Here is a 20,705-nt window from a genome sequence, read left to right as displayed (position 1 = left end):
TTAGCGGTCCACGTCAGCCATAACGAAGTCGATACTGCCCAGGTACGCAATGAGGTCGGCGACCATGCTGCCTTTGATCACCGAAGGGATCTGCTGCAGGTGCGGGTAGCTCGGGGTACGGATCCGGGTGCGGTAGCTCATGGTGCCGCCATCGCTCGTCAGGTAGTAACTGTTGATGCCCTTGGTCGCCTCGATCATCTGGAACGACTCGTTGGCCGGCATGACCGGGCCCCACGAGACTTGCAGGAAGTGCGTGATCAGGGTCTCGATGTGCTGCAGGGTGCGCTCTTTCGGCGGCGGCGTGGTCAGCGGGTGGTCCGCCTTGTACGGGCCTTCCGGCATGTTGCGCAGGCACTGGTCGATGATGCGGATACTCTGGCGCATCTCCTCGACACGGACCATGCAGCGATCGTAGGCATCGCCGTTGTGGGCCAGCGGTACTTCGAACTCGAAGTTCTCGTAGCCGGAGTAGGGGCGGGCTTTACGCAGGTCGAAGTTGCAACCGGTGGCACGCAGGCCGGCACCGGTAGTACCCCAGGCCAGGGCTTCCTTGGTGTTGTACGCGGCAACGCCGATGGTACGGCCCTTGAGGATGCTGTTCTGCAGGGCGGCCTTTTCGTACTCGTCGAGGCGTTTCGGCAGCCATTCGACGAAGTCCTTGACCAGCTTGTCCCAGCCGCGCGGCAGGTCGTGGGCGACGCCACCGATGCGGTACCAGGCCGGGTGCAGGCGGAAACCGGTGATCGCCTCGATCACGGTGTAGGCGCGCTGGCGGTCGGTGAAGGTGAAGAACACCGGGGTCATGGCGCCGACGTCCTGGATATAGGTACCCAGGAACAGCAGGTGGCTGGTGATCCGGAAGAACTCGGCCAGCATCACGCGGATGGTGTCGACCTTCTGTGGCACCTTGATGCCGGCAAGCTTCTCGACCGCGAGCACGTACGGCAGGTTGTTCATCACCCCGCCGAGGTAGTCGATACGGTCGGTGTAGGGGATGAAGCTGTGCCAGGACTGGCGCTCGGCCATTTTCTCGGCACCACGGTGGTGGTAGCCGATGTCCGGTACGCAGTCGATGATCTCTTCGCCGTCCAGCTGCAGGACGATACGGAAGGCACCGTGCGCCGAAGGGTGGTTGGGGCCGAGGTTGAGGAACATGTAGTCCTCGTTGGCGCCCTGGCGCTTCATGCCCCAGGCTTCCGGGTTGAAGCGTGCCGATTCCTCTTCAAGCTGCTGCTTGGCCAGGGTCAGGCTGTAGGGATCGAACTCGGTGGCGCGGGCCGGGTAGTCCTTGCGCAGCGGGTGGCCTTCCCAGGTGGGCGGCATCATGATGCGGCTGAGGTGCGGGTGGCCGGCAAAGTCGATGCCGAACATGTCCCAGACTTCGCGCTCGTACCAGTTGGCGTTCGGCCAGATACCGGTCACGGTCGGCAGGTTCAGGTCGCCTTCGCTGAGCGACACCTTGATCATCACATCGCTGTTACGCTCGATCGACAGCAGGTGGTAGAACACGCTGAAGTCGGCGGCTGGCAGGCCGCGGCGCTGGGTACGCAGGCGTTCGTCGACGCCGTGCAGGTCGTACAGCATGCTGTACGGCTTGGCCACGCCGCGCAGGAAGCTGAGCACTTCCTTGAGCTGCTCGCGCTTGACCCACAGCACGGGCATGCCGGTGCGGGTTTCCTGGGCGACGAATGCTTCGGCGCCAAAACGGTTGTGCAGTTCGACGACCACATCCTGGTCGTCTGCCTTGTAGGGCGGAATGAAAATAGCGTTGTCCGCTGTCATGGTCTCGGTCGCTTTGGGTCAACGTTAAGAATGAAGCCAGGCCGCCGGCTCCAGGGGAGCGGGCGGCAGGTCGCTGGATCAGACTTCGTCGGGGCTGCGCAGGTTGGTTACGGCGATGCGCTGCTCACGACGCAGGTCCTTCTGGGCTGGCATCTCGGCACGGTAGATGCCTTGATCACCAACAACCCAGGAAAGCGGGCGTCGTTCTTGGCCGATCGACTCCTGCAGCAGCATCAAGCCTTGCAGGAAAGCCTCAGGGCGCGGCGGGCAGCCGGGCACATAGACGTCCACGGGGAGGAACTTGTCGACCCCCTGAACGACCGAGTAGATGTCGTACATGCCACCGGAGTTGGCACACGAACCCATGGAAATGACCCATTTCGGCTCGAGCATCTGCTCGTACAGGCGCTGGATGATCGGCGCCATTTTGACGAAACAGGTACCGGCGATGACCATGAAGTCGGCCTGACGCGGCGAGGCCCGGATGACTTCGGCGCCGAAGCGGGCGATGTCGTGGGGTGCCGTGAAGGCCGTGGTCATTTCCACGTAGCAGCAGGACAGGCCGAAGTTGTACGGCCAGAGGGAGTTCTTGCGACCCCAGTTGACCGCGCCACGCAGCACATCTTCGAGCTTGCCCATGAAGATGTTCTTGTGGACCTGGTCCTCCAGCAGTTGATCGGTGACGGTTTCCCGTTCACCGACCGGGTACTGCTCGTTGGGCGCATCCGGATCGATTCTGGTGAGATTGTATTGCATGCCAAAGCCTCATTGTTTCAGCTTCGCTTGCCGCTTGCGGCGACCTTCGGGAGCCCAATCAAGTGCCCCGACGCGCCAAAGGTAGACAAGACCTGCCAACAGAATTGCTATGAAAACGAGTGCTTCGACGAATCCGGTCCAGCCGCTTTCGCGGACGGACACAGACCATGCAAAGAGAAAGAGGGCTTCGATATCGAAGATCACGAACAGCATCGCGACCAGATAGAATTTGGCGGACAGGCGCAGGCGGGCGCTGCCGACGGGCAGCATGCCGGATTCGAAGGGTTCGTTCTTGGCGCGGCCCCAGGCCTTGCTGCCGAGCAGGCTGGACAGGCCGAGCATGAAGGCGCACAGGCCGACGACACCCAGGAGGAAGATGGCAAAGCCCCAGTTGTGGGCGATGAGTCCTGCCGAATCGGACATGCTAGAAATCCTTATACAGAGACCCAGCTCTGCAGTCTGAAATAAGTGTAGAGCGGCGACCTGGTGTCGCACGTGCAGTGACCAAATGTCGCAGCTGAATCAATCGCGCTGATTTTATGGGTAAACCCGGTGCAAGTAAAATTTCTGTCGCAAATTTATTCGTAGGATTAAGTACAAAACCCGCGCGTAACCGGCTGAAAGCCTTGAAGTTAGGGCATTGCATGCGGTTTTGTTAATTATGTTTCTTGCCGCTGGTAACGAAGGACAAAGTTCGTAATGATAATTGATATCATTTGAACTGGTCCCTGATAATTCGGCTGTCCTGTACCTTGAAAAGTTCATCTGGCGGTTGCCCCTACTTGCAAACGCGAAAAACGCCTGTTCTAGCAACTTCCGACACCGCTCGCACCGCGCTGGGTCAATACTTTACCGATTGGCCGATGACTGGCCGATGAAGCGATTGCCCACTGGCCGAGCCAGTAGGTGAGGATGATCAGGTACGGCGCGGCGGCAAACGGGCTGACGAAGCGGTCGATGCCGATCAGGCTGTCGGAGCAGACGAACAGGCCGGCGCCGAGGGCGGCCAGGCCTCCACGGGCCAGGGCGCGCCAGAGCATGGCGCTGATGGCCAGGGCGTACACTGCGACCGGGATCAGCAATGGGCCGAGGCCGTGGCTGGCGAGTACGCCGAACAGGGTGATGCCGGTGAGGGCGCTGAACAGCAATGCGGGCAGGGCGGGGCGCAAGGTTTGGCCGCAATAGGCGCGCAGGTAGGCCAGGTGGGCACAAAGGAATGCGACCAGGCCGAACACGAACAGGTCGGCGGGGATGGCCAGCAGGATGTCACCGAGTACCGAGAAGGCCAGGCCGAGGGTGATCCAGCGGCGATAAGGTGTGGCGGGAGCGCTACGCAGCCAGGCGATCAGGGCCAGTACCGGGATCGGTTTGGCGAGCAGGGCGAGCAGGGTGTTGTCGCTGGCCAGTGCACATATATAGAGGGCGGCGGCGGCCAGGGCGATTGTGGTCAGGTGGCTTGGACGGGGCATGGGCGGTCCTTGCGGCTGGGCTGCCACAAGCATAGACCTGATCCCGGGTTTTGCTTTGGCCTGTACCGGCCCTTTCGCGGGCATGCCCGCTCCCACAGGATCACCTCAGCCTTCAGGAATTGCGCAGTACTTGTGGGAGCGGGCGCGCCCGCGAAGAGGCCGGCGCAGGCGCTGCCGAATTTCGGCATAAAGCAGATTTGTCCCCTTCCATGTAGGCCATTTCCCAAACATACTCCTGCCGCGCATTTTCCGTTGCCGCTGCTCTGGCAGCGCTCTAGTCTCGGCCTGTCGTTGCTCATCAACGATACAGCTTTGACAGGCTGTGACGGTAAATCGTGTGCGGCTCATTGTTATGGTGGCTGTACGTGCGGGCACGCTTGCGTGCGCCGGAACTTTGCGATTTCCGCCGGTCTGTCAACCCACGTACAGCTGCCACCCTTCTGTTTGACAGCAGACGGGTAGCGGCACTGCCAGCGGAAGTCGTTATGTTGAAAGTCGTTCCCGATCCACCCCACAACACCCATTCCCTCGAAGACACCCTGATCCAGGCCACCGACTATGCACTGTGCGCGGCGACCGTGGTGCATCAGGCCTTGATGCTGCAACCCAAATCACCGGCCTCGATCCTGATGATGACCTCGATGCATGAGCTTGAGGCCCTGCGGGCTTTGCTTGAGTCGGCATTGATCCAGGTGCAGATGCCCGCTGAACCCAAGACGTTGCACTAAGGCTGATTGATGTGTTGCCAGGGCCGGCCCTTTCGCGGGCTTGCCCGCTCCCACAGGGTCACCACAGTCTTCAAGATTTGCACAGTACCTGTGGGAGCGGGCGCGCCCGCGAAAGGGCCCGCCCAGGCATTCGAGAAATTCCAGGGGACACAACAATGACCACAGAAGACACCCAATTCACCGTCGGCATAACCACTTTCTACCAAGGCGAAAACGGCACCCACCCGCTGTTCCGCATCGAGCCAGGCATTCCCTGTCGCGACGCCCGCGAGCAATCTTCGGAACTGATGGGCTATGTGCGCGAACTGACCATCACTTGCCTGATGGAAGAGAAGCCGATGATGATCTGGGCTGCCTACTACCTGAGTGCGATGGCCAAGGCGCTGATGGATGATGCCGAGCTGGGCATGAAGCACTGAGGTACCGCAGGACTGCACGATCACCCCTGTAGGAGCGGCCTTGTGTCGCGATAGGGCTGCGCAGCAGCCCCGGGATTTTGGCGCGGATGCACAAATTGCTGGGGCTGCTGCGCAGCCCTATCGCGACACAAGGCCGCTCCTACAGGTTCCGTGTACTCCTGATGGGAAAAAGAAAGGCCCGGGGCTTTCACAAGCCCCGGGCCTTCCTTCAATCGCAACCCACTATCAGTGGAACTGCTCTTCCTCGGTCGAACCGGTCAGTGCGGTCACCGACGAAGCACCACCCTGGATAACGGTGGTCATGTCATCGAAGTAGCCAGTGCCCACTTCCTGCTGGTGCGCCACGAAGGTGTAGCCTTTGCTGGCATCGGCGAATTCCTGCTCCTGCAGCTTCACGTAGGCGGTCATGTCGTTGCGGGCGTAGTCGTGCGCCAGGTTGAACATGCCGTGCCACATGTTGTGGATGCCGGCCAGGGTGATGAACTGGTGCTTGTAGCCCATCGCCGACAGCTCGCGCTGGAACTTGGCGATGGTCGCGTCGTCCAGGTTCTTCTTCCAGTTGAACGAAGGCGAGCAGTTGTACGACAGGATCTGGTCCGGGTATTCCTTCTTGATCGCTTCGGCGAAGCGGCGGGCTTCGTCCAGGTCCGGCTTGGCAGTTTCACACCAGATCAGGTCGGCGTACGGGGCGTAGGCCAGGCCGCGGGCGATGGCCTGGTCGAGGCCGGCGCGTACCTTGTAGAAGCCTTCGCGGGTGCGCTCGCCAACCACGAATGGCTGGTCGTACGGGTCGCAGTCGCTGGTCAGCAGGTCGGCGGCGTTGGCGTCGGTGCGGGCCAGGATGATGGTCGGTACACCCGACACGTCAGCGGCCAGGCGCGCGGCCACCAGCTTTTGCACAGCTTCCTGGGTCGGTACCAGTACCTTGCCACCCATGTGGCCGCATTTCTTCACCGAAGCCAGCTGGTCTTCGAAGTGCACGCCGGCAGCGCCTGCCTCGATCATGTTCTTCATCAGCTCGTAGGCGTTCAGCACGCCGCCGAAACCGGCTTCGGCGTCCGCCACGATCGGCGCGAAGTAATCGATGTAGCCGTCGTCGCCCGGGTTCTTGCCGGCTTTCCACTGGATCTGGTCGGCACGACGGAAGGCGTTGTTGATGCGCTTGACCACGGTCGGCACCGAGTCGACCGGGTACAGCGACTGGTCAGGGTACATCGACTCGGCCGAGTTGTTGTCGGCGGCAACTTGCCAGCCCGACAGGTAGATGGCCTGGATGCCAGCCTTGACCTGCTGCACTGCCTGGCCGCCGGTCAGGGCGCCCATGCAGTTGACGAAATCTTTTTCTGGGCGGAAGGACGGGTGGGCACCTTCGGTGACCAGCTTCCACAGTTTTTCTGCACCCAGGCGGGCCAGGGTGTGCTCCGGCTGCAGGGAGCCACGCAGGCGAACGACATCAGCGGCGGTGTAGGTACGGGTCACGCCTTTCCAGCGCGGGTTCTCGGCCCAGTCTTTCTCGAGGGCTGCAATTTGCTGTTCGCGTGTCAGTGCCATGGAAATAAACCTCGTCGCATCGATCTTGGGGTAATTGTGCTGATGCTCGGGGCCGATCAGGGAAGCTGGCGGCTGTCCTGTTCGAGGAAGTGCGGCGGCGAACGCGAAGGCTCGAAGGGGAAGGGGATGCAGGCCAGGCGCAAGGAACTCCGGCAGGTCGGCTCGTGGTTGCCTTGCTGCGGTGCTACGCGATTGCCAGTACTGCGGTGATGCGCTTCCGTCCCTCGGGACAACTTCTTCGTTGCAGTCGCAATCCCGTCGAACCGCCTTGTGGGCCGTATAGACACGAGACGCCTCCAGGGGTGGGAGGAGCGCGCCTCGAAGGCCCTTGCCAGGGCCCCTGATTAGCGGGAGCGAGGCCATCATGCCCTTGGCAAAAAGACCCTGTCAAATGTTTTGTAGTGCTTTTTTGTGCTTACTACATCTTTGGTCTAATACGACTCGGCAGTCAGTTTCAAGGCCTTTGGTCGAGGCCTTGAATTGCCTGGGATCAGTCGACGAGGTCGACTTTTACCCGCAAAGTCATGTTTTCACCGCGCTGGGTGCTGTAACTGTGGCTGGAGGCACTGCGCTCGGCTTGGCTCTGTTGGTTGAACCCGGCCAGGGTGATCCATTCACCCAGCTTGCCGGTGACCGTCGTGTCGGTGCTCTCCACTTTCACTACATCGGCACGTTCCTGGCTGATACGGTCATTATTGGTGCTTATTTGCAGACGAACCGTATCGCCGCTCAGGCTTGGCGTAACGTAGAAACCCTGGGTCACGTTGCGGTATTCGGTGTTGCTCTGGAAGCGCCCGTAGCTGTCGGTGCTGGTGCTGGTAACCGGGATGCTCTGGCCAACCTGGATCAACGCCGGCTGGCCTTCGCTGGCCTGCACCTGTTGCATGCCACCGTCGCGGTTGCTGGTGCCGTAGTGGATGACGCGCGCGTTGCCGCGGTTGTCCTGGAAGTTGCTGTCATTGTTGTCGACGCTGATCAGCAGGCGCTTGGGGACAGTGTCCAGTTGTTGCAGCAGGGCGCGCAGGTCGTCGATGCGCTCGGCGCTGGCGTTGACGATCAGCTTGTTCTCGAAGGCAGTGACGCTGCCGTCCTTGCCGAGGAACGCCTGCGCTGCCGGCAGCAGTTCGGCGCTGCTGCGGTGCTGCAGCGGCACGACCTCGGTGGCGGCGTGAACGGTAAGGCTGGTGGCCAGCAGCAGCGAGGCGAAAAGGGGGCGTAGCGGCATGTGGATGATCTCCGCGGGTGGAATCAACATGATGGCAAATTTGTAGCGCTTGTGCCGGGCCCAGGTCACAAGTTGCTGTTCATGCCGCTGAACCTTGGCGCTGGTCGGGCAGTCGCAATGACAGGAAAGGCGGGGGGCTGATCGCATGAAGCGCCATGTCATCGTTCTGATGGCCATTTTCAGCAGTGCCGTGTCGGCGCAGCCGGACACGCTGCGCATCAAGCAACTGCAGCGTTGCGGTGATCTGTTGGGCGAAGGCGCACAGCACTGGTGCTTGCGCGCCGAGGGCCTGGGTGCCGTTGTGCCGACGGTTCGGCTGGGTGGATCGCCGCTCGCCCAGGCCGGCGTCGAGCGGCAAGGCGACATGCTCAGGCTGACCCTGGCCAAGGACGAGCAACGCAGCGCGCCGCTGTGGCTGCAAGACGGTGAGCGGACCAGCAACGCCGTCTGGCTGACTCGACAGCGCAGCCACGTGGTCGCCGCAGGGCCTGGCGAAGTGGCGAAGAACATGGATGGCCTGACCACCTACCTCGACCTGGTCAGCCTGTTGATCGAGGAGAAGCACGATGGCGCCGCCGAAGCCCGGCGCATTGCCGACAAGTACGGTGCCCAGGTGGTCGGTGCCATCCCGCCGCTCAATGTCTACCAGTTGCGCTTGCCGGTGCGCGACCTGGTGCAGCGCGATGCGCTGGTCCTGCGCCTCGGCACTGAGGTCAGCGTGGATGCGGTGATTGTCGAAGAATCCGCCCCCGAACGCGGCGAGGAGGGTGATGGTGGCGGCCAGTCGGCCATCGACCAGGCAGACGAGTGGGCCGCCAACCGTTTCATGGATGCGTTGTACTTCTACCAGCGCCGCATCCCTGCTTCCGGGGTGCCGGTGCAGCCAGTACGGGTGGGCGTGATCGAGCGCGAGGTGGACTTTGACGCGCCGCCATTCAGCGCCTACCGGGGTGCTTGCAACAAGGGTCAGACCTGCCTGTATGGCCCCGACGGCGATCGCCCGGGCAGCCATGGCAGCCATGTGGCCGGCATCCTGGCGGCCCGGGGGCAAGGCTTCCTGCCCGGGCTGGGCCAGCACAGTCCGGGTTTCGAGGTGATTGTCGGGCGCAACTCGGATGCCGGGATCACCGCCAATGTCGCTGCCTCGGTGAACCTGGTCGAAGACGGCGTGCGGGTGTTGAACTGGAGCTGGGGCATCCACCGGGTCGGGGCGAAGAACGTGCAGGGGGATGAGGTCGAGTCACTGGTGCGCTCCGGGCTGGCGATGAGTGGCTATGAAGAGTTGCTCGAAGAATTCTTCCTCTGGCTGCGGGCCAGGCATCCCGATGTGCTGGTGGTGAATTCGGCCGGCAATGGTGCGTCCTGGTCGGGCACCGATGAATATCGGCTGCCTTCCTCGTTCGTCACCGAGCAGCTGCTGGTAGTGGGCGGGCATCAGCGCAGTGACCAGGCGGTGCCGGTCGAAGACCCTCGGCATGTCCGCAAGCGCCACAGCTCGAACATCGACATGCGCGTGGATATCAGTGCTGCCGCGTGCATTCGCCCGCTCGCCGCCGATCGGCCGCACTGCGGCACGTCATACGCCACCCCGTTGGTCACGGCCACCGTGGCGACCATGCTGGCGATCAACCCGGCCCTGACCCCGCAGCAGGTGCGCATGCTGTTGCGGCGCAGCGCCCTGACCCTGGGCAGCGAACAGGACTTCGAGGCCATGGATGCCGAAGACCTGACCGCGCCGATACTGCCGTCGGAGCGCGGCGGGCGGCTGGACCACCCCGACCTGGGGCGCTCGGCGCGCCTGGACATGCAGCGGGCACTGGACCTGGCCATACAAAGCCGGGACCGGGTGCGCTGAACGGTGGCTGCTGGCAGACAAATTCCGTAACATCGCGCCCCTCGTTTTTCCCGTCCGCCCCGGACTGCACCACAGGATCCCCATGAAACCCGCCCGACTCCGCGCCGACCTGCTCGCCGGCCTGACCACTTCGTTCGCCTTGGTGCCCGAATGCATCGCGTTCGCCCTGGTGGCTCATCTCAACCCGCTGATGGGCCTGTACGGGGCGTTCATCATCTGCACCCTGACGGCGCTGTTCGGCGGCCGGCCAGGGATGATTTCTGGGGCGGCCGGCTCGATGGCGGTGGTGATCGTCGCCCTGGTGGTGCAACACGGTGTGCAGTACCTGCTGGCGACGGTACAGCTGGGCGGTGCGGTGATGATCCTGTTTGGCCTGCTGCGCCTGGGCAAGCTGGTGCGCCTTGTGCCGTATCCGGTGATGCTCGGCTTCGTCAATGGCCTGGCGATCGTCATCGCCCTGGCCCAGCTGGAGCACTTCAAGCAAGGCGGGCAGTGGCTCAGTGGCACGCCGCTGTACCTGATGGTCGGGCTGGTGGCCCTGACCATGCTGGTGGTCTACGTGTTGCCGAAGGTGACCCGCACGGTGCCGCCGGCGCTGGTGGCGATCCTTGGCGTCGGCTTGCTGGTGTACCTGCTCGGCCTGCCTACCCGCACCCTGGGCGACATGGCGCAGATTGCCGGTGGCCTGCCGCAGCTGGCCCTGCCGGACGTGCCGTGGAACCTGGAAACCTTGAAGATCGTGGCGCCCTATGCGGTGCTGATGGCCATGGTCGGTCTGCTGGAAACCCTGCTTACTCTCAACCTGACCGATGAAATCACCGAAAGCCGAGGCTTTCCGGACCGTGAGTGCGTGGCCCTTGGTGCGGCCAACATGGTTTCCGGCCTGTGCGGCGGCATGGGCGGTTGCGCGATGATCGGCCAGACGGTGATCAACCTCAGCTCCAATGGCCGTGGCCGGCTGTCGGGGGTGGTGGCCGGGGGTATGGTGCTGCTGTTCGTGCTGTTCCTGGCCCCGCTGATCGAACGCATTCCGCTGGCAGCGCTGGTCGGGGTGATGTTCGTGGTGGCGCAGCAGACCTTTGCCTGGGCGTCCCTGCGGGTGCTGCACAAGGTGCCGCTGAACGATGTGCTGGCGATTATTGCGGTTACCGTGGTCACGGTGTTCACCGACCTGGCGGTGGCGGTGCTGTTCGGCATCATCATCGCAGCGTTGAACTTTGCCTGGCAGCATGCGCGGGAGCTGTATGCCGACAGCCACGAAGACGGCGAGGGGGGCAAGCATTACCGGCTGCATGGCACGCTGTTCTTTGCCTCGACCACCGCGTTCCTCGAACAGTTCGACAGCGCCAACGACCCGGCCCGAGTCACGCTGGACTGCCAGCATCTGAGCTTTGTCGACTATTCGGCAATTGCGGCTTTGCAGACCTTGCGCGAGCGCTATGCCAAGGCGGGCAAGCATCTGCGTGTGGTGCATTTGTCGGAGCGCTGCAAGAAGCTGTTGAAGCGGGCGGGGGAGCAGCAGTGAGAAGGGCTGTTGCCTGGGCTGGCCTCTTCGCGGGCGCGCCCGCTCCCACAGGGATTGCATAACCCTTGGACTGCGCCCCTGAGGTTGGATTTTTGTCCAACATCAGGGGTGCACCTCACCCTTGTGGGAGCGGGCATGCCCGCGAAGAGGCCGGTCCAAGAGAAGGACTTATTCCCCGCGGTTTTTCTTCACGATGGCATCGGCAATGCTTGCCGGCGCCTCGGCATAGCGGGTGAACTCCATCGAGAAGCTCGCCCGGCCCTGGGTCATCGAGCGCATCGAGGTGGCGTAGCCGAACATTTCGCCCAGCGGCACCTCGGCACGGATTACCTTGCCAGCCGGCGTTTCATCACCGTCCTGGATCATCCCGCGGCGCCGGCTGAGGTCACCGAGGATGTCACCCTGGTATTCCTCCGGCGTTACCACCTCGACTTTCATCACCGGCTCAAGCAACACCGCGCCGCCTTTCTGCGACAGTTGCTTGGTGGCCATCGAGGCAGCGATCTTGTAGGCCATTTCGTTGGAGTCGACGTCGTGATACGAGCCGTCGTACACCGCAGCCTTCAGATTGATCAGCGGGTAGCCAGCGAGCACGCCGTTCTTCATCTGCTCTTCGATACCCTTCTGGATCGCCGGGATGTACTCGCGCGGAACCACGCCACCGACGATCTCGTTGATGAACTCCAGGCCTTCCTTGCCCTCGTCGCCGGGGGCGAAGCGGATCCAGCAATGGCCGTACTGGCCACGGCCGCCAGACTGGCGGACGAAGCGACCCTCGATCTCGCAGGTGTTGCGTATTTTTTCGCGGTAGGCCACCTGCGGCTTGCCGATATTGGCCTCGACATTGAACTCGCGGCGCATGCGGTCGACGATGATGTCCAGGTGCAGCTCACCCATGCCCGAGATGATGGTCTGGCCGGTCTCTTCGTCGGTGCGCACGCGGAATGACGGGTCTTCCTGGGCCAGCTTGCCCAGGGCGATGCCCATTTTCTCCTGGTCGGCCTTGGTCTTCGGTTCCACGGCCACGGAAATCACCGGGTCGGGGAAGTCCATGCGCTCAAGGATGATCGGCTTGTCCATGTCGCACAGGGTATCGCCGGTGGTCACGTCCTTCATGCCGATCAGCGCGGCGATATCGCCGGCGCACACGTCCTTGATTTCCGCCCGCTGGTTGGCGTGCATCTGCACCATGCGGCCGATGCGTTCCTTCTTGCCCTTGACCGAATTGAGCACCGCGTTGCCGGAGCTGAGCACGCCGGAATAGACCCGGGCGAAGGTCAGGGTGCCGACGAACGGGTCGGTGGCGATCTTGAACGCCAGGGCCGAGAACGGCTCGCTGTCGTCGGCGTGGCGCTCCAGGTGTTTCTCTTCGTTGTCCGGGTCGGTGCCCTTGATGGCGGGTATTTCCGACGGCGCCGGCAGGTAGTCGATGACGGCGTCGAGCATCAGTGGCACGCCCTTGTTCTTGAACGACGAGCCGAGGATGGTCGGTACGATTTCGTTGTTCAGGGTGCGCTTGCGCAGGCCGGCCTTGATCTCCTCGGTGCTCAGCTCCTCGCCTTCGAGAAACTTGCCGAGCAGTTCGTCATCGGCCTCGGCCGCCGCCTCGACCATGTGCGCCCGCCATTCATCGGCCAGCGCCTGCAGTTCGGCGGGGATGGCTTCTTCGCGATAACTGGTGCCCTGGTCGGCGTCGTTCCAGTAGATGGCTTTCATCTTTACCAGGTCGATCTGGCCCTGGAAGTTTTCCTCGCTGCCGATGGCCAGCTGGATCGGCACCGGGTGGTGGCCCAGGCGCTGGTCGATCTGCTTGACCACGCGCAGGAAGTCGGCGCCCTGGCGGTCCATCTTGTTGATGTAGGCCAGGCGCGGCACGTGGTACTTGTTGGCCTGGCGCCACACCGTCTCGGACTGTGGCTCGACGCCGTCGGCACCGCTGAATACCACCACTGCGCCATCCAGTACGCGCAGCGAGCGCTCCACCTCGATGGTGAAGTCGACGTGGCCGGGGGTGTCGATGATGTTGAAGCGGTACTTGTGGGCGAACTGCTTGGTCGAGCCCTGCCAGAACGCGGTGGTCGCCGCCGAGGTGATGGTGATGCCGCGTTCCTGTTCCTGGGCCATCCAGTCCATGGTCGCGGCGCCATCGTGCACCTCGCCCATCTTGTGGTTGACCCCGGTGTAGAACAGGATCCGCTCGGTGGTGGTGGTCTTGCCGGCATCCACGTGAGCGACGATGCCGATATTGCGGTACAGCTCGATAGGCGTTGTGCGGGCCATGGCGGACTACCTGCGAATGGGCGGATTCCACCACGTTAGCAGACCGGCAGAATCCTGCCGTGCCGCCCGGCTGTCAGTCAGCCTGGGCCAGCAGCAGCCATTGGCCATCTTCTTCGCGGGCCAGGCCGCTGGCCGGCAGCAGGGCCAGCAGGCGAGTGTGCAGGGCGGCTTCGGTGAAGGTCTTGAGGGTGGTCAGGTCCAGCTTGCCGACCAGGTTGAGGTCGGCCTTGGTGTACGACAGCCAGGCCTTTTTCAGGGCCTGGGCGACGTCGCTGGCGGCGGTGCTGGCGAAGCGGCGGTGCCACGGGCGGCCGTCGAAGGTGAAGGTGTGGGTGTGGCTGTAGCTGCTCTGCTCGCCACCTTCGGCGCAGCGATGGCAGCGGCACGGGCCTTCGCCGAAGGCATTGCGCAGGAAGCTGTTGAAGTCCACCACAGGCTTGAGGGACAGGCGTTTGTCGACTTCGAACAGGTCGGCGATCAGGGGTTCTTCGGCGCTCACTCGGGATCCTCGCGTGGTGTGTCTTGCATCGGCGGGCACCCTAACAGATCGGGCCTTTCAGATCACCTTTTGCAGGCCCGGCCTCTTCGCGGGTAAACCCGCTCCCACAGGTACTGCGCACGCCTTGGGCAAGGTGCGGTCCCTGTGGGAGCGGGTTTACCCGCGAAGAGGCCAGTAGAGACAATAGAGACCACCTGCCGTACTCTACGCGCCCATACGCCTACACACCCACTGAGGTAACCCCGCTTGAGCACCAAGTACCCGTACATCGCCACCATCACCATCAGCGCCGAAGACCGTGGCGGCGACACCGAGGCCTCGGAAAACCCCAACATGCGCGTTGGCCTGGAAGCGGTGACCGAAACCCTGAAGAAGGTGCATTTCGTCGGTACGCTCGCAGCCCCGGAAAAGTCCGCCACGCACATCTGCGTGACCCTGGAAAACGGCCTGACCTACTACGGCCCGATCGTCAACGGCCACGCCGAACTCGAAGGCGGCTGGATTGCCTTCGAGTCCGACATGCTCACGCCGCAGGAACTCGGCCTGTAACCGTCAGCCCAGCTCCGCCAGGCACTGCTCGAGAATGTCCAGGCCGTCCTCGAGCACCGCGGCTTCGATGGTCAGCGGCGCCAGCAGGCGGATGATGTGCCGGGCCTTGCCGCTGGGCATCAGCAGCAGGCCCCTGGCCCGTGCTGCCTCCAGCACCTTGGCCAGTTGCGCTGGCGCCGGGCTGCCGTCGGCATTCACCAGCTCGATGCCGCGCATCGCGCCGACACCGGTCAGGCGCCCGATGAACTGGCTCAGGCCCGTGGCCTTCCAGCGCTCGAAACGACGCACGATCGCCTGCTCCTGGCGCTCACCCCAGGTGGCGATGTTCTCGTCGCTCATCTGCGCCAGGCTGGCCAGGGCCGCCGCGCAGGCGATCGGGTTGCCCGAATAGGTGCCACCCAGGCCGCCCTTGGGCAGTGCCGCGAGCAATTCCTTGCGCCCGACCACCGCGCCCAGCGGCATGCCACCGGCAATGCTCTTGGCCAGCAACAGCAGGTCTGGCTCGATGCCCAGGCGGGGGAAGGCGAAGCGCTGGCCGGTGCGGCCGAAGCCCGACTGGATCTCGTCGATGATGATCAGGATGCCGTGTTCGTCGCAGAAGCGGCGCAGGGCCTGGGCGAAAGCCGGGTCAAGGGCGAGGAAGCCACCTTCGCCCTGGACCGGCTCGAGGATGAACGCAGCCACGTCCTCCACCGCCAGTTCGACGCTGAACAGGCGCTCCATGGCCTTGAGTGCCTGTTCGCAGGTAACCCCGGTGTCGGCGCTGGGGTAGGGCAGGTGATAGACCGGCCCGGGCAGTTCACCGACCCGTTGCTTGTACGGGGCAACCTTGCCGTTGAGGTTCAGGGTGGCCAGGGTGCGGCCGTGGAAGGCGCCATCGAAGGCGATGACGGCGCGCTTGCCGGTGGCACCGCGGGCCACTTTCAGGGCGTTCTCCGCCGCTTCCGCGCCGCTGTTGGTGAGCATGCCGGCCAGTGCATAGCTGACCGGCACGAACTCGCTCAGTTGCTCCATCAACGCCAGGTACGGGCCGTGTGGGGCGGCGTTGAAGGCAGAGTGGGTCAGGCGGCTGGCCTGGGCCTGGATCGCCTCGACCACCGCCGGGTTGCAATGGCCCAGGTTGAGTACACCGATACCGCCGACGAAGTCGATGTAGCGGTTGCCGTCGGTGTCCCAGACTTCGGCATTACGGCCATGGGAAAGTGTGATCGGATGAACGATGGCAATGGACTGGCTGATACTTTCCTGGTTCATGGGCACGCGGGACCTTGTTCGAGTTTCTTACTATCCAAGCGTGTCGGCAGGTTATTCCGCAAACGAATTATTTGATTGGGGTCATTCCATGGATTCTTGATCTGGCCGTTGAGTTGTGTTGGCTGTGCCGGCCTCTTCGCGGGCTTGCCCGCTCCCACAGGATCACCACAGGTTCGGATACTGTGCAGTACCTGTGGGAGCGGGCGAGCCCGCGAAGAGGCCGGTACAGGTTAACTCAATCCCCCTCAGCCACCCGCTCGCGAATCCACTGCACAAAGGCCCGGATCTTGGGCACTTCGGCCGCATGCTCGGCATGCGCGATGAAGTGCCGGCCATTGCTCGCCACCGGGTGGTCCCAGGCCACCACCAGCTTGCCCTCGCTCAGCTCTTCGGCCACCAGGTAGCGCGGGATCAAGGCGATGCCGCAGCCGGCGATGGCCGCGCGAATGCACAGGTAGAACGTGTCGAAACGCGGCCCGTGGTAGCTGTTCTGGCTGTGCAAGCCCAGCCCCAGGAACCATTCGTGCCAGGCCTCCGGGCGCGACACGCATTGCAGCAGGCGGTGTTCGGTCAGTGCCTGGGCACTGTCGAACCGGTGGCTGGCCAGCAGCTGCGGGCTGCACACCGGTACCACTTCTTCGCTGAACAGCTCGATGCAGGTTGCCCCGGGCCAGGTGCCCTGGCCGAAGAAGAAGGCGATGTCGGCCTTGGCCTGGACCAGGTCGAATGGCTCCAGCTCGTTGCGGATGTCCAGGTGAATGCGCGGGTGGCGGTCACCAAACCCCTTCAGCCGCGGCACCAGCCAGCGCGCACCGAAGGTGGGCTGGGTGGCGATGCGCAGCACTTCGGTCTCGTCGCCGTAGCTGAGGATGTAACGGCTGGAAATGTCGATCTGGGTGAGGATCTTGTTCACTTCGGTGAGGTACAGCGCACCGGCCGGGGTCAGGTGCAGGCGGCGGCGAATGCGCTGGAACAGCGAGTGCGCCAGCATGTCCTCGAGCTGGGCCACCTGCTTGCTCACCGCGCTCTGGGTCAGGTGCAGTTCCTGCGCTGCGCGGGTGAAGCTGAGGTGGCGCGCGGCCGCTTCGAAGCACTGGAGGGCGGTGGTCGAAGGCATCAGGCGTTTGGACATGAGGGGCAAATACCGAGCAAAAAAGGAAGGAGTTCATTCCATAACGGAATTATGTGTTTCGAAAAGGTCGTTTGTTGACCCCGCCCTATAGATTAATACTGACCTCGATCAACGATGACAACCGGTTGTGCGAAGAGGAGGTCAGTGGCTTTTTCCAGCGTCTGCAAAACAACAATAACCAACATCAGAAATTGACAAGAATTCTGCTTCAATCTTCCGCCGCTTTGCCGCGGCCGAGCCATTCGAGGGTTGTTCATGGCTTCGCTACACAACAACAAACAGCGCTCCTTGCAGCACGGCCTGACTTCCCGTCAGGTTTCCATGATTTCCATCGCCGGCATCATTGGTGCCGGCCTGTTCATCGGCTCTTCCAACGCCATCGCCACCGCTGGCCCGGCCATCCTCATTTCCTACGCCATGACCGGCCTGCTGGTGCTGCTGGTCATGCGCATGCTGGGCGAAATGGCCATCGCCAACCCCAACAGCGGTTCGTTCTCCACCTATGCCTCCGAGGCCATCGGCCCTTGGGCAGGCTTTACCATCGGTTGGCTGTACTGGTGGTTCTGGGTGCTGATCATCCCGGTCGAGGCGATTGCCGGCGCCGATATCCTGCATGCCTACTTCCCCGCTGTGCCGTCCTGGCTGTTCGCCTTCCTGATCATGCTGGTGCTGTCGGCTACCAACCTGATCAGCGTGAAGAACTTCGGTGCCTTCGAGTACTGGTTCGCCCTGGTCAAGGTGGTGGCGATCATCGCCTTCATCGTGGTCTGCAGCCTGGCGGTGTTCGGCGCCTGGCCGCTGGCCGAGGTGTCCGGGGTCAGCCGGCTGTGGGACCACGGCGGCTTCATGCCCAACGGCTTCGGCACGGTGCTGGGCGGCGTGTTGATCACCATCTTCTCGTTCTTCGGCGCCGAGATCGTGACCATTGCCGCCGACGAAACCGCCAACCCGAAAGACAAGATCCGCCGCGCCACCAACCTGGTGGTGTATCGCATCGCCATCTTCTACCTGGCGTCGATCTTCCTGGTGGTGTCGCTGGTGGCCTGGAACGACCCGGGGCTGAAAGCGGTGGGGTCGTTCCAGCGCGTGCTGGAAGTGCTGAATGTGCCCGGTGCCAAGCTGCTGGTCGACCTGGTGGTGCTGGTGGCGGTGACCAGTTGCATGAACTCGGGCCTGTACACCGCGTCGCGCATGCTCTATTCGCTGGGTGCCCGTGACCAGGCGCTGAGCGTGACCAAGCGCATCTCGGGCGCCGGCGTACCGACCGTGGCGGTGCTGTTGTCGACCCTGGCCGGTTTTGCCGGTTGCCTGGTCAACTATGTGTTCCCCGGCAAGGTGTTCGGCTTCCTGCTGTCCACCACCGGTGCCATCGCCTTGCTGGTGTACCTGGTGATTGCCGTGTCGCAACTGCGCATGCGTGCCCGTGCCGAGCGCGAAGGGCGCCAGCTGGAGCTGAAGATGTGGCTGTTCCCGTGCCTGACCTGGCTGGTGATCGGCACCATCGTCATGGTCCTGGGCTACATGCTGTTCAGCGATGCCTACCGCTACGAGACGCTGATGACCGCAGGTGTGACGCTGTTCATCCTGCTGGTGTCGCTGACCCAGAAAGGCGGCAAGGCAGTCACCCAGCCAGCCTGATGTTTCTGCTTAAATGGGGGCGTTATCCGCCCCCATTCCAACAAGCACAGGAAGCGTATGAACGACCAGCCCCTTTCCCTCCAGGCCCTGGCTGCACCCGACGGCACCTGCTACGGCTGCGGTTGCTCCCATCCCAGCGGCCTGCACCTGCAAAGCCACTGGGACGCCGACGGCGTCCATCTGTTATGCCGGCATGCCCCAGACAGCACCTTCATCGGCTGGCCAGGCCTGGTCTACGGTGGTTTGCTGGCAATGCTGGTGGACTGCCACTCCAACTGGACCGCGATGGCCTACCACTACCGCGCCGAGGGCCGCGAAGCCGGCAGCCTGCCGCGTATCGATTGTGTCACTGGCACGCTCAACCTGAGCTACCTGAAGCCTACGCCGATGGGCGTCGAGTTGCTGCTCAAGGCCCGCGTGGAAGGTGAGGTCGGGCGCAAGACGCGGGTGCTCTGCGAAGTCTGGGCCGGCGACGTACTGACGGTCAGTGCCGACTCGGTGTTCGTGCGTGTGGACACGGAAAAGCTCAAGCTCAAGGCGCATGGCCAAGGCTGAGGGCGGCGCGATGCCGCCTGCCTGTTGAAAAATCGCACGTCTTTCAGCGATAGGTCCGATTTGGGCTTCGCGCTTTTCGCACTACTCTGGCCGCGTCTTCACCACAACAAGCCCAGGATGACCCGCACGTATTTCACGCTGCCCCCTTGCCCGGCCCGCTGACGCGGGCGGGCTTCTCACCGCCATCCTGGTTCATGCCCAACCTTCTGCATCGACACTCCGGCAACGGCGGCAACGCCGTGCCCGAAAGCTGTGCAGACGCATTCAAGGAGACCCTGCATGCGTGCCAGATCCACAGTCAAAAGCGTGCTCGTCGGTTCGCTGATGTTGCTTGGCGGCTGCGCCAGCGCCCTCATGCCCAGCGAGCAGATCGAACTGACGCGAAGCGCGGTCAATCGCGCAGTGTCTGCCGATGCCACGCACTATGCCCCGGTCGAGATGCGCGCCGCCCAGGACAAGCTCAGCGCCATGGAGCGCGCCCTCGGCCAGCACGACCTCGAACTGGTCCGCCGGCTGGCCGAGCAGGCCGAGGCCGATGCCCGCCTGGCCGAACGCAAGGCCATGGCCAGCAAACGCCAGGAGCAACTGGACACTGCCCGCAAAGGCATCGAGGTGCTCAGGCAGGAAATGCTCGAAGCGCCGCAGAACGTCATCCACTGAAGGACACCAACATGTCGAAACGCCCACTGTTTACCATGGTTTCGCTACTCGGCCTGCTGCTGGCCGGCTGCGCTGCCTCACCGGAAAATGCCCGCCTGTTGGAGGCCCGTGAGGCTTATTCGGTATTGCAGAGCAAGCCTGAATCCAGCCGTATTGCCGCACTGGAAACCCAGGAAGCCTACATCGCCCTGGGCAAGGCCGAAGGGGCTTCGCTGAACAACCGGAAGTCGCCCGACGTCGAGCAGTTGGCTTACCTGGCCCAGCGCAAGATCGAGAGCGCCGAGCAGACCATCCTGTTGCGCCAGGCAGAGGCCGGCCTGCAAGGTATCGAGGCACAGCGCACCCAGGCACGCCTGGATGTGCGCACTGCCCAGTTGAAGGCGCTACAGGCGCTCAAGGCCAAACAGACCGAACGCGGTACCGTGGTGACCTTCGGCGATGTGTTGTTCGATACCGGCCGCGCGGAACTGCGTGGCAGCAGCCAGCGTAACATCCGGCAACTGGCCGAGTACCTGCTGGCCAACCCGGAGCGCAAAGTGCTGGTGGAAGGGTTCACCGACGCCACCGGTAGCGATGCCTTCAACCAGCAGTTGTCCGAGCGCCGCGCCATATCCGTGGCCAATGCCTTGCGTCGCCAGGGTGTGGCGGCCGCGCGGATTGCCAGTGCGGGCTATGGCAAGGAGTACCCGGTGGCGAGCAATGCCGATGCGCAATCGCGCCAGCTTAACCGCCGCGTCGAAGTCATCATCTCGCAGGGCTCCGAGGCTGTAGCACCGCGTTACTGATTGCCACTGGGCGCGGCAGGGAGCTGCGCCTTCGCCGCCTTCG

Annotated in this window: 19 protein-coding genes; 9 read left to right on the top strand and 10 right to left on the bottom strand. The window is 63.2% G+C overall.

The features are described from left to right. The 4 genes from nuoC to HU763_RS15905 form a co-directional block, all read right to left on the bottom strand. Complete coding sequence (nuoC, locus tag HU763_RS15920; protein WP_186686810.1) at positions 1-1,782, bottom strand: NADH-quinone oxidoreductase subunit C/D; 1,782 nt, start codon at positions 1,780-1,782, stop codon at positions 1-3. Positions 1,783-1,860: 78 nt separating this feature from the next. Further along, the gene (locus tag HU763_RS15915) at positions 1,861-2,538 is read right to left on the bottom strand and encodes a NuoB/complex I 20 kDa subunit family protein (RefSeq protein WP_003251429.1); all 678 of its coding nucleotides are present in this window, start codon (positions 2,536-2,538) and stop codon (positions 1,861-1,863) included. A 9-nt stretch (positions 2,539-2,547) separates the two neighbouring features. Then, on the bottom strand, positions 2,548-2,961 hold the full coding sequence (locus HU763_RS15910) for an NADH-quinone oxidoreductase subunit A (RefSeq protein ID WP_003251427.1): 414 nt from the start codon (positions 2,959-2,961) through the stop codon (positions 2,548-2,550). Between the two features lie 383 nt (positions 2,962-3,344). Then, positions 3,345-4,007 carry a lysoplasmalogenase gene (locus HU763_RS15905; protein ID WP_186686813.1) on the bottom strand — a complete coding sequence of 221 codons (663 nt, stop codon included), beginning with the start codon at positions 4,005-4,007 and terminating at the stop codon, positions 3,345-3,347. 485 nt (positions 4,008-4,492) lie between these two features. Here HU763_RS15905 and HU763_RS15900 point away from each other — a divergent pair, with 485 nt between their 5' ends. Continuing rightward, on the top strand, positions 4,493-4,735 hold the full coding sequence (locus HU763_RS15900; protein ID WP_186686816.1) for a hypothetical protein: 243 nt from the start codon (positions 4,493-4,495) through the stop codon (positions 4,733-4,735). 155 nt (positions 4,736-4,890) lie between these two features. Next, a complete protein-coding gene (locus HU763_RS15895) occupies positions 4,891-5,154 on the top strand; it encodes a DUF3077 domain-containing protein (RefSeq protein WP_186686819.1) in 264 nt (87 codons plus the stop codon). A gap of 225 nt (positions 5,155-5,379) precedes the next feature. Here the strand turns inward: HU763_RS15895 and aceA are convergent, their stop codons facing one another. After that, positions 5,380-6,705 carry an isocitrate lyase gene (aceA, locus tag HU763_RS15890; RefSeq protein WP_170030726.1) on the bottom strand — a complete coding sequence of 442 codons (1,326 nt, stop codon included), beginning with the start codon at positions 6,703-6,705 and terminating at the stop codon, positions 5,380-5,382. 490 nt (positions 6,706-7,195) lie between these two features. After that, positions 7,196-7,930: a secretin N-terminal domain-containing protein gene (locus HU763_RS15885; RefSeq protein ID WP_225931890.1), complete on the bottom strand. Its 735-nt coding sequence runs from the start codon at positions 7,928-7,930 to the stop codon at positions 7,196-7,198. A 145-nt stretch (positions 7,931-8,075) separates the two neighbouring features. Here HU763_RS15885 and HU763_RS15880 point away from each other — a divergent pair, with 145 nt between their 5' ends. Together HU763_RS15880 and HU763_RS15875 are read left to right on the top strand one after the other, a co-directional pair. Beyond that, positions 8,076-9,785 carry a S8 family peptidase gene (locus HU763_RS15880; protein ID WP_186686824.1) on the top strand — a complete coding sequence of 570 codons (1,710 nt, stop codon included), beginning with the start codon at positions 8,076-8,078 and terminating at the stop codon, positions 9,783-9,785. Positions 9,786-9,867: 82 nt separating this feature from the next. Further along, positions 9,868-11,310, top strand: a complete 1,443-nt coding sequence (locus HU763_RS15875; RefSeq protein ID WP_186686826.1) for a SulP family inorganic anion transporter — start codon at positions 9,868-9,870, stop codon at positions 11,308-11,310. Positions 11,311-11,478: 168 nt separating this feature from the next. On the opposite strand, the gene fusA is transcribed toward HU763_RS15875, so the two are convergent. Continuing rightward, positions 11,479-13,590 (bottom strand): elongation factor G, encoded by a 2,112-nt coding sequence (gene fusA / locus HU763_RS15870; RefSeq protein ID WP_186686828.1) that lies wholly within the window; start codon positions 13,588-13,590, stop codon positions 11,479-11,481. A 73-nt stretch (positions 13,591-13,663) separates the two neighbouring features. Beyond that, positions 13,664-14,089, bottom strand: coding sequence for a hypothetical protein (locus HU763_RS15865; protein ID WP_186686831.1), 426 nt, complete (start codon positions 14,087-14,089; stop codon positions 13,664-13,666). 246 nt (positions 14,090-14,335) lie between these two features. Here HU763_RS15865 and HU763_RS15860 point away from each other — a divergent pair, with 246 nt between their 5' ends. After that, entirely contained in the window at positions 14,336-14,638 is a 303-nt protein-coding gene (locus HU763_RS15860; protein ID WP_186686833.1) for a hypothetical protein, read from the top strand. Positions 14,639-14,641: 3 nt separating this feature from the next. On the opposite strand, the gene HU763_RS15855 is transcribed toward HU763_RS15860, so the two are convergent. Together HU763_RS15855 and gcvA are read right to left on the bottom strand one after the other, a co-directional pair. Beyond that, a complete protein-coding gene (locus HU763_RS15855) occupies positions 14,642-15,892 on the bottom strand; it encodes a 2-aminoadipate transaminase (protein ID WP_170030712.1) in 1,251 nt (416 codons plus the stop codon). 235 nt (positions 15,893-16,127) lie between these two features. After that, positions 16,128-17,024: a transcriptional regulator GcvA gene (gene gcvA / locus HU763_RS15850; RefSeq protein ID WP_186686835.1), complete on the bottom strand. Its 897-nt coding sequence runs from the start codon at positions 17,022-17,024 to the stop codon at positions 16,128-16,130. Between the two features lie 255 nt (positions 17,025-17,279). Here gcvA and HU763_RS15845 point away from each other — a divergent pair, with 255 nt between their 5' ends. From HU763_RS15845 to HU763_RS15830, 4 genes are all read left to right on the top strand, one after another. Then, positions 17,280-18,662, top strand: coding sequence for an amino acid permease (locus HU763_RS15845; RefSeq protein ID WP_186686837.1), 1,383 nt, complete (start codon positions 17,280-17,282; stop codon positions 18,660-18,662). Between the two features lie 57 nt (positions 18,663-18,719). Continuing rightward, positions 18,720-19,217, top strand: coding sequence for a PaaI family thioesterase (locus HU763_RS15840; protein WP_186686839.1), 498 nt, complete (start codon positions 18,720-18,722; stop codon positions 19,215-19,217). Between the two features lie 279 nt (positions 19,218-19,496). Continuing rightward, a complete protein-coding gene (locus HU763_RS15835; RefSeq protein ID WP_186686841.1) occupies positions 19,497-19,877 on the top strand; it encodes a DUF4398 domain-containing protein in 381 nt (126 codons plus the stop codon). Between the two features lie 11 nt (positions 19,878-19,888). Further along, positions 19,889-20,662, top strand: coding sequence for an OmpA family protein (locus HU763_RS15830; protein WP_186686843.1), 774 nt, complete (start codon positions 19,889-19,891; stop codon positions 20,660-20,662). The last annotated feature ends 43 nt before the right edge of the window (positions 20,663-20,705 follow it).

Source organism: Pseudomonas anuradhapurensis, assembly GCF_014269225.2.
Taxonomy (GTDB): Bacteria; Pseudomonadota; Gammaproteobacteria; order Pseudomonadales; family Pseudomonadaceae; genus Aquipseudomonas; species Aquipseudomonas anuradhapurensis.
Note: the sequence above shows the minus strand (reverse complement) of the source record. Positions and strands in the feature narration are given on the sequence as shown.

Coding starts and splice junctions, on each gene's coding strand:
- HU763_RS15895 (WP_186686819.1), top strand. CDS start 4,891: ATGACCACAGAAGACACCCAATTCACCGTCGGCATAACCACTTTCTAC.
- HU763_RS15830 (WP_186686843.1), top strand. CDS start 19,889: ATGTCGAAACGCCCACTGTTTACCATGGTTTCGCTACTCGGCCTGCTG.
- HU763_RS15885 (WP_225931890.1), bottom strand. CDS start 7,930: ATGCCGCTACGCCCCCTTTTCGCCTCGCTGCTGCTGGCCACCAGCCTT.
- HU763_RS15835 (WP_186686841.1), top strand. CDS start 19,497: ATGCGTGCCAGATCCACAGTCAAAAGCGTGCTCGTCGGTTCGCTGATG.
- HU763_RS15910 (WP_003251427.1), bottom strand. CDS start 2,961: ATGTCCGATTCGGCAGGACTCATCGCCCACAACTGGGGCTTTGCCATC.
- aceA (WP_170030726.1), bottom strand. CDS start 6,705: ATGGCACTGACACGCGAACAGCAAATTGCAGCCCTCGAGAAAGACTGG.
- HU763_RS15905 (WP_186686813.1), bottom strand. CDS start 4,007: ATGCCCCGTCCAAGCCACCTGACCACAATCGCCCTGGCCGCCGCCGCC.
- HU763_RS15915 (WP_003251429.1), bottom strand. CDS start 2,538: ATGCAATACAATCTCACCAGAATCGATCCGGATGCGCCCAACGAGCAG.
- HU763_RS15900 (WP_186686816.1), top strand. CDS start 4,493: ATGTTGAAAGTCGTTCCCGATCCACCCCACAACACCCATTCCCTCGAA.
- fusA (WP_186686828.1), bottom strand. CDS start 13,590: ATGGCCCGCACAACGCCTATCGAGCTGTACCGCAATATCGGCATCGTC.
- nuoC (WP_186686810.1), bottom strand. CDS start 1,782: ATGACAGCGGACAACGCTATTTTCATTCCGCCCTACAAGGCAGACGAC.
- gcvA (WP_186686835.1), bottom strand. CDS start 17,024: ATGTCCAAACGCCTGATGCCTTCGACCACCGCCCTCCAGTGCTTCGAA.
- HU763_RS15880 (WP_186686824.1), top strand. CDS start 8,076: ATGAAGCGCCATGTCATCGTTCTGATGGCCATTTTCAGCAGTGCCGTG.
- HU763_RS15840 (WP_186686839.1), top strand. CDS start 18,720: ATGAACGACCAGCCCCTTTCCCTCCAGGCCCTGGCTGCACCCGACGGC.
- HU763_RS15875 (WP_186686826.1), top strand. CDS start 9,868: ATGAAACCCGCCCGACTCCGCGCCGACCTGCTCGCCGGCCTGACCACT.
- HU763_RS15855 (WP_170030712.1), bottom strand. CDS start 15,892: ATGAACCAGGAAAGTATCAGCCAGTCCATTGCCATCGTTCATCCGATC.
- HU763_RS15845 (WP_186686837.1), top strand. CDS start 17,280: ATGGCTTCGCTACACAACAACAAACAGCGCTCCTTGCAGCACGGCCTG.